The 14,779-nt window shown below is 66.7% G+C and carries 12 protein-coding genes; 9 read left to right on the forward strand and 3 right to left on the reverse strand.

What is annotated here, in order from left to right; all coding sequences use genetic code 11:
- The first annotated feature begins 121 nt into the window (after positions 1-121).
- The 3 genes from VNN77_01025 to pgm all read left to right on the forward strand — a co-directional run bounded on the left by VNN77_01025 (position 122) and on the right by pgm (position 3,591).
- Positions 122-1,156 (forward strand): tripartite tricarboxylate transporter substrate-binding protein, encoded by a 1,035-nt coding sequence (locus VNN77_01025; GenBank protein HXG49972.1) that lies wholly within the window; start codon positions 122-124, stop codon positions 1,154-1,156.
- A 319-nt stretch (positions 1,157-1,475) separates the two neighbouring features.
- On the forward strand, positions 1,476-1,685 hold the full coding sequence (locus VNN77_01030) for a hypothetical protein (GenBank protein ID HXG49973.1): 210 nt from the start codon (positions 1,476-1,478) through the stop codon (positions 1,683-1,685).
- 259 nt (positions 1,686-1,944) lie between these two features.
- Positions 1,945-3,591 carry a phosphoglucomutase (alpha-D-glucose-1,6-bisphosphate-dependent) gene (gene pgm, locus VNN77_01035; GenBank protein HXG49974.1) on the forward strand — a complete coding sequence of 549 codons (1,647 nt, stop codon included), beginning with the start codon at positions 1,945-1,947 and terminating at the stop codon, positions 3,589-3,591.
- 193 nt (positions 3,592-3,784) lie between these two features.
- Here pgm and VNN77_01040 read toward each other — a convergent pair whose 3' ends face one another.
- Positions 3,785-5,413, reverse strand: coding sequence for a formate--tetrahydrofolate ligase (locus tag VNN77_01040; protein ID HXG49975.1), 1,629 nt, complete (start codon positions 5,411-5,413; stop codon positions 3,785-3,787).
- Positions 5,414-5,761: 348 nt separating this feature from the next.
- Here VNN77_01040 and VNN77_01045 point away from each other — a divergent pair, with 348 nt between their 5' ends.
- Entirely contained in the window at positions 5,762-6,583 is an 822-nt protein-coding gene (locus VNN77_01045) for a class I SAM-dependent methyltransferase (GenBank protein HXG49976.1), read from the forward strand.
- A 246-nt stretch (positions 6,584-6,829) separates the two neighbouring features.
- Here VNN77_01045 and VNN77_01050 read toward each other — a convergent pair whose 3' ends face one another.
- Complete coding sequence (locus VNN77_01050; protein HXG49977.1) at positions 6,830-7,855, reverse strand: C-terminal binding protein; 1,026 nt, start codon at positions 7,853-7,855, stop codon at positions 6,830-6,832.
- Between the two features lie 2 nt (positions 7,856-7,857).
- On the reverse strand, positions 7,858-8,991 hold the full coding sequence (locus VNN77_01055) for an amidohydrolase family protein (GenBank protein ID HXG49978.1): 1,134 nt from the start codon (positions 8,989-8,991) through the stop codon (positions 7,858-7,860).
- A 132-nt stretch (positions 8,992-9,123) separates the two neighbouring features.
- On the opposite strand from VNN77_01055, the gene VNN77_01060 reads away from it, so the two are divergent.
- From VNN77_01060 to VNN77_01080, 5 genes are all read left to right on the forward strand, one after another.
- Positions 9,124-11,292, forward strand: a complete 2,169-nt coding sequence (locus VNN77_01060; protein HXG49979.1) for a VTT domain-containing protein — start codon at positions 9,124-9,126, stop codon at positions 11,290-11,292.
- A 19-nt stretch (positions 11,293-11,311) separates the two neighbouring features.
- Positions 11,312-12,025: an endonuclease/exonuclease/phosphatase family protein gene (locus tag VNN77_01065; GenBank protein HXG49980.1), complete on the forward strand. Its 714-nt coding sequence runs from the start codon at positions 11,312-11,314 to the stop codon at positions 12,023-12,025.
- 156 nt (positions 12,026-12,181) lie between these two features.
- A complete protein-coding gene (locus VNN77_01070) occupies positions 12,182-12,595 on the forward strand; it encodes a TIGR03618 family F420-dependent PPOX class oxidoreductase (protein HXG49981.1) in 414 nt (137 codons plus the stop codon).
- An 89-nt stretch (positions 12,596-12,684) separates the two neighbouring features.
- Entirely contained in the window at positions 12,685-13,533 is an 849-nt protein-coding gene (locus tag VNN77_01075) for a M28 family peptidase (protein HXG49982.1), read from the forward strand.
- A 125-nt stretch (positions 13,534-13,658) separates the two neighbouring features.
- On the forward strand, positions 13,659-14,768 hold the full coding sequence (locus VNN77_01080; GenBank protein ID HXG49983.1) for a hypothetical protein: 1,110 nt from the start codon (positions 13,659-13,661) through the stop codon (positions 14,766-14,768).
- The last annotated feature ends 11 nt before the right edge of the window (positions 14,769-14,779 follow it).

Consider the following 14,779-nt stretch of genomic DNA (forward strand, 5'->3'; position numbering starts at 1 on the left):
GGGAGAAACCGGCTTGACACAGAGGCGCGGATTGATTTAAGTGACGGCCCTGTTCAAGCGGCGCCCGATCCACGGATCCGACAACTGGGATAACCGCGTCCCGGCCGGTGGAGGTGATCCCATGCGGAAAATCGTTGGCTTGTTGTCGTTGTTCCTCGCCGTCGCCCGATCCGGCATCCCGCACGCGGCGGCGGACGATTTTTACAAAGGTAAAACCATAAGGCTCCTGATCGGGACCTCGGTCGGAGGGGCGATGGACGACTGGGGGCGCTTCATCGCGCCGCATCTCGGCAGGAACATTCCGGGCGCGCCGGACATCGTGGTGCAGAACATGACCGGCGCCGGGACGGTGGTTGCGGCGAACCACGTCTATACCGTGGCCAGGCCCGACGGTTTGACGCTCGGTCTGGTCAACCCCGGGATCTACATCGATCAGCTTCTGGGAGCGAAGGAGATCCGGTTCGACTGGCCGAAGTTCTCCTTCATCGGCTCGCCGGAGCAGGTCGATCAGGTCCTGTTCATCCGTACGGACGCCTACAGGAGCCTCGACGATCTCCGCAAAACTGCCTCCCCGGTAAGGTGCGGCGCCACCGGACGCTCCGGACTGGCTTACTTTCTGCCGAAGCTGATGGAGGAGGGGCTCGGGCTCAAAATCAACATGGTCGTCGGATATGGAGGCGGCGGCGACATGAACCTGGCGATCGAGAAAGGAGAGCTGCATTGCCGGGCCGGAACCGTTTCCGCTTACGTTGGCCGCGAGCCCACGCGCACGTGGATCAAGAAAGGCTTCGTGGCCGCCCTGGCCCAGAGCGGCGCAAAGCGCTATTCGAAGCTGCCCGACGTTCCGACCATCTACGAGTTGATGGAAGCTCATAAGACACCCGACGCGATCAAGCGCGTTGCCAGGGTGCTGCTTTCCGCGGGCGGTTTTGGCCGTCCGTTCATCGCTCCGCCGGGACTGCCCCCGGAGCGGCTCAAAACCTTGCGGGACGCCTTTACGAAGACCATGCAGGATGCGGAGTTTCTCGCCGCAGCGAAAAAAAGGAAATGGGATATAGACGCCACGAGCGGTGAAGAGCTCGAAGCGATGGCCAGAGAAGTCATGGTTCAACCGCAAGAGGTCATCGAGAGAGTGAAAAAACTGCTGGGAAACTAGGCAGCGCCGTTGGCAGCGTGCGCGGCCCGGCGTCTTTCGTTCGCGCCGCGCTTCGCTCGGCGGCGTGCGGCAGCTGACGCACCCCTTTTCCGGTTTTTTCGTTTGTGCCCGTCTTCGGTCCCCGGTCGCCGGTCGCATCTTTCGGCACCTCCTCTCAAGTGCGTCTTAAAAGAAACACTCACTGTTCACTCGCTCAACAAAGTTGTCCGCGCCGTTTCGAAAAAGCCCGCTGAATCAAGGCCTTGGGTTTGTGGCATTTCTCTTGCGTGTTCGCCTCGTCACCGGTGTCGAACGCCATGAAGGATTGCCTCGGACAACGATGCGCCACGAGCTTTACAAAGGCTACCACATCACCGTGACCGCACGGTTCATCGACGAGCACAAGCTGTGGACCGCGATGGTGACGCTCTACTCCCCGGGAAACGTTTTCAAACGACTCTACAACCCCGACGAGCGGTTCGGTGACCCCGACGAGGCGGAAAGACGCGGCCTCGAAGCCGCTCGCGCGTGGATCGACAGCCAGAGCTGACGTCCGCGCAGGGACGACTCGGATCGGATGCGGTCCGACGAACCTCTGAAGCTCCACTCCTTCGCCGACCTCTCGCCCGGCGACAGCCTCTTGCTCCGGGATTTTCTGCGGCCACTGCGCGCCGCATGCAATCCGGCCGCTCTCATTGCGTCATGAACCCCTCTCGTCCCTCCTGGGATGTCGGGCCGACACGTTGTATAACCTTAGAGTGCCGCTTGCCCGCCGGATGCGGCCGGGCGAGCGAAGGAGGCGGCGAGCCATGGCGATTCATCCCCTGGCGGGCAAACCGGCGCCCGCCGACCTTCTGATCGACGTCGAAAGCATCGAGCGCGCCTACTACGAGCGCAAGCCGGACGTCGGCGACCCGCAACAGCTGGTGCTCTTCGGCACGAGCGGCCATCGGGGCAGCCCGCTGGACGGCACGCTCAACGAAGCGCACGTTCTCGCGATCACGCAGGCGATCTGCGAGCACCGCGCGGGGCGCGGGATCACCGGACCGCTGTTCATGGGCAAGGATACGCATGCGGTTTCCGGGCCGGCGCAAATGACCGCTTTGGAGGTTCTCGCCGCCAACGGAGTGGAAACCGTGATCCAGAGCGGCGGGGGCTTCACACCCACGCCCGCGGTCTCCCGGGCAATCCTCGAGCACAACCGCGGCCGGAGCACGGCGCCGGCCGACGGAATCGTGGTGACGCCATCGCACAATCCCCCGCGCGACGGCGGATTCAAGTACAATCCGCCGAGCGGCGGTCCCGCCGACACCGACGTCACCGACTGGATTCAGCGCCGCGCCAACGATCTGCTGCGCGGCGGCAATCGAGAAGTCAGGCGGATCTCCTACGCCGCGGCGCTGAAGGCGCCGACCACCCACGAGGCGGACTTGCTCGGCCCCTACGTCGAGGATCTGGCGAACGTGGTCGACCTCGCGGCGATCCGCGCCGCGGGCGTGCGCATCGGCATCGATCCGCTGGGCGGGGCGGCGCTTCCGTACTGGCGCCGGATCGCCGAGCGTTATCGTCTGAACCTCGAGGTCGTGAACGACCGGATCGATCCGACCTTCAGCTTCATGACCGTCGACCACGACGGAAAAATCCGGATGGACTGCTCCAGCCCCTACGCCATGGCGCGGCTGCTGGACCTCAAGGACCGCTTTCAGGTCGCGATCGGGAACGATGCCGACGCCGACCGCCACGGCATCGTCACGCCGTCGTCGGGGCTGATGAACCCGAACCACTATCTCGCAGTGGCGATCCATTATCTGCTCACCCATCGGCCCCGGTGGGATCCCCGAGCCGCCGTCGGCAAGACGCTCGTGAGCAGCTCGTTGATCGACCGGGTCGTCGAGCGGCTGGGGCGGCGGCTTTTCGAGGTGCCCGTCGGCTTCAAGTGGTTTTCCGACGGGCTCCACGGCGGCTCGCTCTGCTTCGGCGGCGAGGAGAGCGCGGGGGCGTCGTTCCTCCGCATGGACGGCTCGGTCTGGACCACGGACAAGGACGGAATCATTCTCGGGCTGCTCGCGGCCGAGATCATCGCCGTGACCGGTCGCGACGCGGCGAGCTGGTACGAGGAGCTTGCCCGCGAGCTGGGCCGGCCCTTTTACGCGCGCGCCGATCTGCCCGCGACCGCAGCGCAAAAAAGGGCGCTGCAGAAGATCCGACCCGAGGCGCTGGCCGCCGACAGTCTTGCCGGCGAGCCGGTGGTGGCCAAGCTCACGCGCGCGCCGGGAAACGGCGCCGAAATCGGCGGCCTGAAGGTCGTTGCCCGCTCGGGCTGGTTCGCCGTGCGTCCCTCGGGCACGGAAGACCTCTGCAAGGTGTACGCTGAAAGCCTGCGCTCGGCCGATCACCTGCGAGAGATCCAGGAAGAAGCGATGAAGATCGTACAGGCGGTTTTTGCCATGGCTTGAAAGAAAAACCGTTCAAGCCGTTCCAACCGTTCGATCGCTGCGCTCCGTTCGAGCCGAAAGGCAGCCTTCGGCGGTCGTTCAAAACGGTCAAGCCGTCCGGCGCCGGGAGGCGCCGGGTGCAGCCGTGCCGCTTCTCGGTCTTCGGTCCGCCGTCTTCACCTCGAACTTCGAACCTCGAACCGTTTTTCGCTTTCTATAACCCTCGGATCGTGCCGTCTTCGGCCACGCTCATCGCCGTCGCGTGGGGGGTTTTCGGCAGTCCCGGCATCAGCATCATGTTGCCGGCGACGGCCACGATGAAGCCGGCCCCGCTCGCAAGGTGAACGTCGGTGATGGTCAGCGTCCAGCCCCTCGGCGCGCCGAGCTTCCTGGGATCGTCGGACAGGGAATACTGCGTCTTGGCGATGCAGACCGGAAGTCTCCCGAACCCGAGGTCGGAAAGCATTTTCAGCTTTGCCCGCGCCTCCGCCCTGTAATCGACCGAGGTCGCGCCGTAGACTTCGGTTGCGATGACCGCGATCTTCTCCTCGGGCGCGAGCTCCGGGGTGTAGAGCGGCCTTACGCCGTCCGGGTCGGCTCGATCCGCCGCGGCGACCGCTTTGGCGGCGAGCTCGACGGCGCCCTGGCCGCCGCGGCGGAAGCAATCAGCGACCGCGAACTCGACCCCAAGACCCTCGCAAAAGCGGCCGACCGCGCGGATGCCCGACTCCTCGTCGCCGGCGAACCGATTGAGGGCGGCCACCACGGGCAACCCGAAGCGGCGGAGAACGGCGACGTGACCGGCGAGGTTCTCGAAGCCGGCCTCGAGCGCGGCGGCGCCGCCTCGATCTCCGCCCTGATGGCGCAAGCCGCGGAGCGTCGTCACGAGGACCGCGGCCGACGGTTTGAAGCCGGATGCCGGCATGACCAGGTGGACATACTTCTCCACTCCGAGGTCCGCCGCGAATCCGGTCTCGTTGACCACGTATTCCGCCAGGTCGAGCGCCAGGCGCTGCGCGATGACGCTGCTCGTGCCGTGCGCGATGTTGGCGAACGGCCCCGCATGGATCAGCGCCGGCGCGCGCTCGGTCGTCTGCACGAGGTTGGGCAGCAGGGCGTCGTTGAGCAGAACCGCCATCGCCCCCGACGCCTTGAGATCGGCCGCCCGGACGGGCCGTCCGTCGCGGCCCAGAGCGACGGTCACGGCGGCGAGCCTTCGATCCAGATCGGCCCGCGACGCGGCGAGCGCCAGGACGGCCATGATTTCGGAAGCCGCCGTGATCACGAAGCGCGACCGCCGCGCTGTTTTTCCTCCCAGGCCGATCATCACCTCGCGCAGCGCGCGGTCGTTCATGTCGACCGTGCGCGGCCAGAAGACGCGCTCGGGATCGATGCCCAGCTCGTTGCCGTGATAGAGGTGCGCGTCCGTCATCGCCGCGAGCAGATTGTGCGCCGCGGCGACGGCATGCTTGTCGCCCGTGAAATGGAGGTTGATCTTATCGGCCGGGAGAACCTGCGACCGCCCGCCGCCCGTGGCGCCCCCCTTGATGCCGAAGACGGGACCGAGCGACGGCTCGCGCAGCGTGACGATGCTCTTCTTGCCGATTGCCCGGAGAGCCTGGGCGAGGCCGATCGAAACGAGCGTCTTGCCCTCGCCGTGGGCGTCCGGAGTCGTCGCCGTGACGAGGAGCAGCTTGCCGCGAGCGGCGGTCCCGGGCGGTGGCACCCGGCTCAAGCGAACCTTGGCCGCGTAGCGGCCGTAAGGCTCGATCTCCTCGCCGCCGAGACCCAGCGCGGCGGCGACTTCGGTGATGGGAAGAAGCTCTGGGTTGTCTCCCGCCATCTTTTCCGACCGCCCGTTGAATAGCGCAATTCATGCGCCGTTGTCCACACCGGGGACGATCGAGGCGACGCGCGCTGCGGTCCACGACGGGCTGGCGGAAAGGGATGGCCGGAGGACCGCTGCGCCTGGAAAATCGCCCGCAGCAGGACGCCACGGCGCGGAACGGAAGCGCGAGCACTTCGCCGATCGCGTTGACTATGGCGCTGATCACGCCGCCGTTGCCGTGGCCCTCCCCAGGTGCTTTTCCCCCAAAGGTCTTATGGACATTTTTTCCGCCGGCCGCTATGAAGCTTCAGGGCTCCGGCCTTCAGCGGTCCGGGGCAATCTCTGGTTCCGGGAGAAGCCAATATGAAAACACCGCAGCTTCGATGGCGTGTGCTGCTTTCGGCGTGGCTGTCCGTCTTTCTTGCTTGCGGGCCGGTCCTGGCCCAGCCGGCGAAGCCGTACGAGCCTCAGGTCGGGCAGGAAGGAAAAGACGTCGTCTGGGTGCCGACGCCACAGGCCCTGGTCGAAAAGATGCTCGACATGGCGAAGGTCACCGCCAAGGACTATGTCATCGACCTCGGCTCGGGCGACGGCCGCACGGTAATCGCCGCAGCCAAACGCGGCGCACGCGCTCACGGGATCGAGTACAACCCCGACATGGTCGAGCTTTCCAGGCGCAACGCCGCCAGGGAAGGCGTGAGCGACCGGGCGACCTTCGAGCAGGCCGATCTCTTCGAGAGCGACTTCTCGCAGGCGACCGTGATCACGATGTTTCTGCTCTCGAGCATCAACCTCAAGCTGAGGCCGAAAATCCTCGACCTCAAGCCCGGAACGCGGATCGTCTCCAACACCTTCGACATGGGAGAGTGGAAGGCCGACGAGACCGGCACGGCCAGCGGCTGCAACGACTGGTGCACGGCCTTTCTCTGGATCGTCCCCGCCAAGGTGGGCGGCACCTGGAAGCTGCCGCAGGGCGAGCTCACGCTCAAGCAGACTTTTCAGATGATCTCGGGAACGCTGCGGTCCGGCAACACGGTGACGCCGGTGAGCGGCCGGCTCGACGGCGATCGCATCACGTTCACCGCGGGAAAGGCCCGCTACACCGGCCGTGTGAGCGGCAACAGCATGGAGGGCTCGGTCCAGGGAGCCCGAAGCGGGAGCTGGAGCGCAAGTCGAGCGCGCTAGCCGCCGCGGTCTGAAAAGTTCAAACGGTTCAAGCGTTCGACCGTTGCGCTCCGTTGGAGCCGAAAGACCGCCTTCGGCGGTCGTTCAAACCGGTCAAGCCGTCCGGCGCCGGAAGGTGCCGGGTGAGATCGTGCCGGCCGTCGGTCTTCACTTCGAACCTCGAACTTCGAACCGTTTTCAGCCGACACACACGGAGCGCGGCAGGAACGCAAGGCCTCGGGCCTTCAACGCCGCGCCCCGGCCGCTTCAGACCCCGCCGAACCCTTGGTCCTGCGCTTCGGCGAGCAGCCACGGGTCTTTCACCTCGGTCGTCGGCGGCTCGCCGCGGAGAACCCGCGCCACCTCGCGCGCGGCATGCGTCTGACAGTCCACGTAGGACTCGTTGGAGTTGGCAGCCGTGTGGCAGGTCACGATCACGTTCGGCAGCGTCAGGATCTTGTGGTCGGCGGGCAGGGGCTCGGGATCGGTAACGTCCAGGGCCGCGCCGGCGATCTCCCCGGCGACCAGCGCGTCGTAAAGCGCGTCCGTGTCGACCAGCCCGCCGCGGGCGCAGTTGATCAGGTAGGCGGTGTTCTTCATCGCGCGGAACTGTTCGCGGCCGAACATCCTGCGCGTCTCGTTGGTGAGCGGCGCATGCAGGCTGACGAAGTCCGAGGTGCGAATCAGCTCCGGCAACGAAACCAGCTTCACCCCGAGATCGACGGCGATCCGGGGATCGAGATAGGGATCGACCGCCTGCACGTTGAGCTTCAACCCCTGGGCGCGCGGCGCGACCTGGCGGCCCACGTGTCCCAGCCCCACGATGCCGAGAGTCCGGCCCGCGATACGGTAAACCGGGCCGCGGTACGCGTGCAGCTCGGCGGTGTGGCGCCGCCACCTGCCCTCGCGCACGTACTGGTTCATGCGCACGATCTTGCGCGAAACCGCGATCAGCAGCCCGATGGTATGCTCCGCCACCTCGATCGAGTTGCATCCGGCGGCGTTGCAAATGATGATGCCATACTCGGCGGCGGCCTTGAGGTCCATGCGATCGACGCCCACGCCGGTCCGGCAGATGACCCTGGTCCGCTTGAGCTGGGCGATCACCTCCCGCGGCAGGGGGACCGAGCCGTGCATGATGATGCCGTCGGCGTCGCGTCCCATCTCGACGACGTCCGCCTCGCTCACCGGCCGGCGGATCGTCATCTCGGCGTCCGCTTCCGCGAGGATCGGGCGGATCAGGTCCACCGGAACATCGTTGCTCCCGAAGTAAACCACGTGATACTTTGCCATCGTCAGGCTCCGAGACCGTACATTTGCGTCGGATTGTCCCACAGGATCTTGCGCCGGGCCTCGCTGGAGAGCTTGTCGTTGCCGCTGAGCGCTCCAACGGTCTTGTCCGGAAACTTGCCCACGCAATCGCTGTGCGGGTAGTCGGTGGCGATCATCAGGTAGTCGTCGCCGACGTGCTCGACGAACACCGGCGCCAGCTCCTCGCCCGCCTCGCAGCTCACCCGGCACTGGCGCTTGAAGTAATAGCTCGGCTTTTCCTTCGTGGTCCGGGCAGACCCGTGGGACTCGTGCTCCCAGTGCTCGTCCATCCGCTCCAGCCAGAACGGCACCCAGCCGCACCCGGATTCGAGGTAGGCGACCTTGAGCCTGGGAAACTTCTCGAGCACCCCGTCGGCACAGAAATTCAGGCACGCGAGCATCTGCTCCAGGGGATGGCAGGCAACGTGGCGGCCGAACTCGCTGTAGCGGTCGGAGCCGGCCTGGGGCAGGACCGTGCGCGCGCCCTCGTGCACGCAGATCGTCACGCCGAGATCGGAAGCGGTCTCGTAGATCGGGTAATAGTCCGGGCTGGTGAAGGTGCGGCCGCAGAACTTGTTCGGGCGCCAGAAGATCCCTACCAGGCCGAGCTTCTCGCGCGCGTACTTCAGCTCCGCGACCGCCCGCGCGGGGTCCTGAAGCGGGATCAGCATGACGCCGTAGAGCCGCTTTCGGTCGTAGTCGCAATACTCCGCCAGCCAGGTGTTGTAGGCACGGCAGATCGCGGCGCTGAGCTCGGGGTCGATGTCGTCGCGCCACATGATGTAGAGCCCGATCGTCGGAAAAAGAACCGCCGCGTCGACCCCCTCCCGGTCCATGTCGCGCACGTTGGAGGCCGGGTCGAACTTGCTGGCGTAGGCATCGGCGAAGGTCTCGCGCCAGCTCCTGGACCCGGAAAAGATGTAGCCGTAGTCCTGCATCACGCGCCCGGGCCGGAGCGCGGAGTCCGAGACCGGCTTGCCGTCCACCTCGCGCACCGTCTGGTTTGGCCCCGCGAGGCGCACGCGGTGCCTGAACCGCTCGGGTAGATATCGCTGATAGAGATCGGACGGCTCCAGCACGTGTCGGTCCGCGTCGATCACCTTGAATCCGTCTTTCATGGGGCTCTCCTTCCCTCGATCGGTTTCTGCCCACAAATAGGATGAAACGAGAAGCTGCGTCAAGCGTCGGCCGCATCGATCGCCGACGCGCCTCTATGGTGATCGCGAAAGCGTTTCGCTAGAATGCAGCCCGTGAGCGGACCTCGCATCCTTCAACCGGGAAAAAACTGCTGGAAGACCGCCCGCTCCTCGCGGCTCAAGTTTCTCATCGACGGCGCGGCGTACTTCGCCTTCCTCGCCGATACGCTGGCGCAGGCGCGCGAATCGATCCTGCTGATGGGGTGGGACTTCGACAGCCGCATCCGCTTGAAGCCCCGGTCCGGAAAACCCGCGGAAGCCGCGGCCGAGCTCGGCGCCTTTCTGAACTCGCTCGCCGGCCGCCGCCGCCAGTTGCACGTGCACATCCTGGTCTGGGACTTCGCGATGATCTTCGCGCTCGATCGCGAGCCGGTTCCCTTCTTCGGCACCGGCTGGCGGCGCCATCCCCGCGTTCATTACCATCAGGACGGGAGTCACCCCGTCGGCGCATCGCATCACGAGAAGATCGTGGTGGTCGACGACGCGGTGGCGTTCGTCGGCGGGCTCGATCTCGCCAAAGGGCGCTGGGACACCCCGGAGCACCGCCCCGTCGAGCCGGGGCGCGCGGAGTTCAACGGCGCGCCGCTGCCGCCGCACCACGACGTGCAGCTCGCCGTCGAAGGCGAGATCGCCGCGGCGCTCGGCGAGCTGGTGCGAAGCCGATGGCTGCGCGCGACCGGGGAGCGGCTCCGCGCCCCTTCCCCGGCCTCGAACCGTTGGCCGCCCGGAGAAACTCCCGACATCCAGGACATCGAGATCGCGATCGCGCGCACCGAACCGCCCTATCTCGGCTCCCGCGGCACGCGGGAGATCGAGCAGCTCCATCGCGACGCGATCGCCGCGGCGCGCCGCCTCATCTACATCGAGAACCAGTACCTGAGCTCCGCGGCCGTCGGCGAGGCGCTGGCGAAACGGCTGCAGGACCCGCGCGGACCGGAAATCGTGATCGTGGTTTCCTGCTCCAGCCACGGCTGGCTGGAGGCGGCTACGATGGACGTGCTGCGGGCGCGACTGCTCAGGCGGCTGCGCGAGGCCGATCGCCACGGCCGGCTGCGCGTCTACTGTCCCACCGTGGCGGGTCTGGACGAGGCCTGCCTTTCGGTCCACTCGAAGCTCATGATCGTCGACGACGACTTCGTGCGGATCGGCTCCGCGAACATCAGCAACCGCTCGATGGGGCTGGACTCCGAATGCGACCTCGCTTTCGAGGCCGGCGGCAGGGAAGAGGTGCGGCGGGCGATCGCGGACTTCCGCGACCGGCTCGTCGCCGAGCACCTGGGGGTTCCGGTCGAGAGGCTGCGCAGGGCGCGATCCGACGCGCAATCCCTGATCCGGGCCGTCGAGGCGCTGAACGGCCAGCCCGGCCGCCGCCTCGAGACCGTCGGCGGCGAAGTTCCACAGTGGCTGGAGCCGGTGATTCCCGAGACCGCCATCATCGACCCGGAGCTTCCGGTGGCTCCCGAAAAGCTCATCGCCGAATTCGTCTCGTTCGAGGAGCGCCGTCCCCGCGGGGCTTTGATGCGCGGCGCGGCGCTCCTGGCCGCTCTCGTGGCCGCAGCGGCGCTCTGGCGCTGGACGGGTCTCGTTCAATGGGTGGCGCTCGACGCGGTTTTCGAATGGGAAGCGTGGCTGCGCGGAACCGGAGCCGCTCCGCTGTGGGTCTTCGCAGGCTACCTGCTCGGAGGTCTGGCCGGCGTTCCGGTGACGCTCCTGATCGTCGCGGCCGCGTTCGTGCTGGATTTCGCCCCGGCGTTGCTATGGTCGCTTGCGGGAAGCGTCGGGAGCGCCGCGCTCGTGTACGGAGTCGGACACGTTCTCGGCCGCAAGACGGTCGCACGGTTCGCCGGGCGCCGCCTGAACCGGGTCAATCGCGTGATCGCGCGCCACGGCGTTCTCGCGGTCGCCGCCATCCGGCTGGTTCCTCTCGCTCCCTACTCTCTGGTCAATCTCGCCGCCGGCGCCGTTCGCGTCCCGTTTCGGCACTTTATCCTCGGCACCGCGCTCGGCATGGCCCCGGGCATCCTGGGTCTGACGTTCTTCGGCCGGGAGCTGGAGCTCATGCTGCGGGAACCGAACGAAGGGACCCTGCTTCTGCTTGTCGCCGTCGTCGCGCTCCTGCTCGGCTCGGTCAGATCCCTGCGGCGCTGGTTCGAGGTCAAGTACGCTCCCGGCGTGCGCGGGGCGGCGAACGGGCCAACTCGGGAGGAGCGCCGGGCGGCCTGATCGGCGGCCGGACGATCTCATGCCGCTGCCGGTGCTTTCGTATAACATCCACGAATGCGTCGGCCGGGACCGCCGTCGCGATCCCGCGCGCATCGCCGAGGTGATCCGGCAGAGTGGCGCGGAAGTCGTCGGCTTGCAGGAGGTCCACTCCGAGCACAACGGACGGAACGAACTGCACCAGATGAACTACCTCGCGGAAGCCACCGGCCTCCAGGCGATCCCGGGACCTTCGGTCGAGCGGCGCAACGGCCACTACGGCAACGCCCTGCTCACGAAGCACAGGGTGTTGAGCTTCCAGCGAATCGACCTGAGCGTTCCGGGGCGGGAGCCGCGCGGCGCCATCGACGCCGACCTCGAGATCGGCGGCGAGCCGGTGCGTTTCGTCGTCACGCACCTCGGCCTCAACCCGGCCGAGCGGCGCTGCCAGGTGCAAAAGCTCCTGGCGGCGCTCTCCCGCGAGCGCGCCCGGACCGTCGTGCTGTTGAGCGACTTCAACGAGTGGCTGCCGATCGGTCGCTCGCTCCGCTGGCTTCACGCCCGACTGGGGAAGACGAGCCCCCTCTGCACCTTTCCCGCCCGCTTTCCGATCCTCCCGCTCGACCGGATCTGGGTCTGCCCGTCGTCCGCGCTGCTCGATCTCTCGATCTTCGACTCGCCCCTCGCCCGCATCGCCTCCGATCACCTGCCGTTGAAGGCGCGCGTCAGGATCGCCGAAGCGCACCCGGCGCCCTGAGACCTTCGGCCGCCGGGTCATCGTCGCCGGGGCCGTGGCTCTCCAGGCAGCGATCGACCAGGACTTCGCCCCCCGGTCGAAGAATCGAAACCGGCGCCGCCCTTCCCTCCCTGCTTCAGCTCCGCTAGATTCGGTCCAAACCCGACGGGAGGTCTTATGGATATCATCGCTGCGCAGGATTTCCTGAAGGTTAACCATCACGGCGTGCTCGTGGCGCGACGGCGCGACGGCTCGCTGCAGATGACCCTCGTCTCGCCGGCGATCGCGCGCGACGGCCGCATCCTCATCACCGCGCGCCGGTCGACCTACAAGGTCAAGAACATCCGGCGCAATCCTCAGGTCTCGCTGCTGGTCTTCGGCGAAAAGTTCCACGGCTCGAATTACATCCAGATCGACGGCGAGGCCGAGATCGTCGAGCACCCGCAGGCCATGGAGCTCGTCATGGACTGGCATCGCCAGATCCGCGGCGAGCCCGAAAGCTGGGACGCCGTGCGGGAAAAGACCCGCGCCGAGGGCCGCATCGCCATTCTCGTCGCGATCCGCCGAGCGGGCCCGCAAAACAGAGGTTGAGCGGGCGCCGGTCTTTCTCATCGCCGGGCGATCGGATAGATTGGACCGGTTTCCGGAAACCGATCGATCGAGGTCCGCCCGCGCTGGCCGTGCAAATCAGAGTCGATTCCCGACAGCTGCTCAGGACCTTGCGCGCGGTGATCGGCGAGCGCAACCTGTTTCGCGCCGAGCGCCACCTGCGCGCGGTGGAAGATTTCATCGAGTCCGAGCTGAAAGCCTGCGGGCTGCGCGTCGAGAGCGATTTCTTCTCCTACCGGGGCCGGAGCTTCCGCAACGTGATCGGCCGCCGCGAGGGGCGCCCGGGGTCTCCGCTGGTCATCGTCGGCGCGCATTTCGACACGGTCGAAGGAACGCCGGGCGCCGACGACAACGCCAGCGGCGTCGCCGTGCTCCTTGAGGTCGCGCGCGTCCTCGGGCGGGAGGCCGGAGGACCCGAGCTGCTCTTCTGCGCGTTCAACCTCGAGGAGCTGAACATGATCGGCAGCACCCACATGGCGCGGCGCCTCAAGCGGGCGGGGGTCAAGGTCGACGCGATGATCTCGCTGGAGATGGTGGGCTACACCGACTCGCGGGCGGGCAGCCAGAAGTATCCGCCGGGCCTGAGCTGGTTCTATCCCGACCGGGGCGATTTCATCGGGCTGGTGGCGAACTGGAGCTCGGCCGGATTGCTGCGCAAGGTCGCGCGGGAAATGCGCCGGATTCGAGGCCTCCCGGTGGAGACCCTCTCGGTTCCCGGAACCGGCGGGCTGCTTCCGGCGGTGCGCCTGAGCGACCATTCGCCTTTCTGGGACCTCGGCTATCCCGCGTTGCTCGTCACGGACACCTCGTTTTACCGCAACCCCCACTATCACGCCGCCAGCGACACGCTCGAAACCCTGGACCTCGACTTCATGGCGCGCGTCGCGGAAGCGATCGCCGGCGCGCTGCGCCGATTCTAGCCGCCGCAGCGCGTCGGAGCGCCCCGGGCGAGTTGACGCACACGGCGGCCGGTGTTAACAAGGGCTGGTCTTCGGCCGAACCCCGCGGCCGGCTCGCGCGCCGCGGCGAATCACGGAGAACGTTCATGAAGGGCCCTTCACTGTACGAGAAAACCGCCTACGTCCGCTGGATCAGGGACCAGGGGATCCCGATCCATGAAGGATTCGGCGTCGAGGATGTCCGCGACCTCGCGGTCGCGCCCTGGAGCCGCATCGGCGGGAACGCCGCCTTCGTCCAGCTCCGCGGGATGCAGGGAATCACGGCGATGTACATCGCCGAGATCCCGCCGGGCGGCGCGTTGAAGCCCGAACGCCACCTCTACGAAAAGGTCGTCTGCATTCTTCAGGGAAACGGCGCCACCGAAGTCCTGGACGATCGCGGCCGCAAGCGGACCTTCGAGTGGGGCCCCTGGAGCCTGTTTGCGCCTCCGCTGAACAGCTCGCACCGGATGCTGAACGGCGGCCGCGAGCCGGTCCGGTTTCTGGCGGTGACCAACGCCCCGTTGATCTTCGACATCTACCGCAACGTCGATTTCATCTTCAATTGCCCTTACGCCTTTTCCGACCGTTACCTCGGCGAGGAAGATTATTTCACGGTCGGGAAGAAGCGCTACCCTTATGGCCTGATCAACATCTGGGAGACGAACTTCATCGCCGACGTCAAATCGGCCGCCCTCGAAGCGCTCGAAGCCAAGGGCTCCGGACTGCGGCTGAGCCAGTTCGAGATGTCGGGCAACGCCCTGATCGGCCACCTGGGCGAATGGCCGGTCGGCCGGTACCACAAGGCGCATTACCACGGCCCCGGCGCGATCATCGTGGGGCTGCAGTCCGAAGGGTACGTGCTGTTGTGGTCCAAGGAGCTCGGAATCCGGCCCTACCGGAGCGGGCACGGGGACAAAGTGGTCGAGCTCCGATGGCGCGAGGGAAGCGTCTACTGTCCGCCGGCGAACTGGTTTCACCAGCACTTCAACACCGGCAAGGAGCCGGCGCGCCACCTGGCGGTTCGCTACGGCAGCCGGCTGTATCCTCTCGGTTTCAAGGTCGCCCAGCAGCGGGCTGACGACGACGTATTCATCTCCGTCGAGGAAGGAGGCAACCTGATCGAATACGCGCTCGAGGATCCCGAGATCCGCGCCCGCTACGAAGCGGCCCTGAGGCGAAACGGTGTAACCTCGCAAATGCCGGCAGTCGCCTGACGCCGCGCGCG

Source organism: Candidatus Zixiibacteriota bacterium (assembly GCA_035574315.1).
Taxonomy (GTDB): domain Bacteria; phylum Desulfobacterota; class Binatia; order UBA9968; family UBA9968; genus DATLYW01.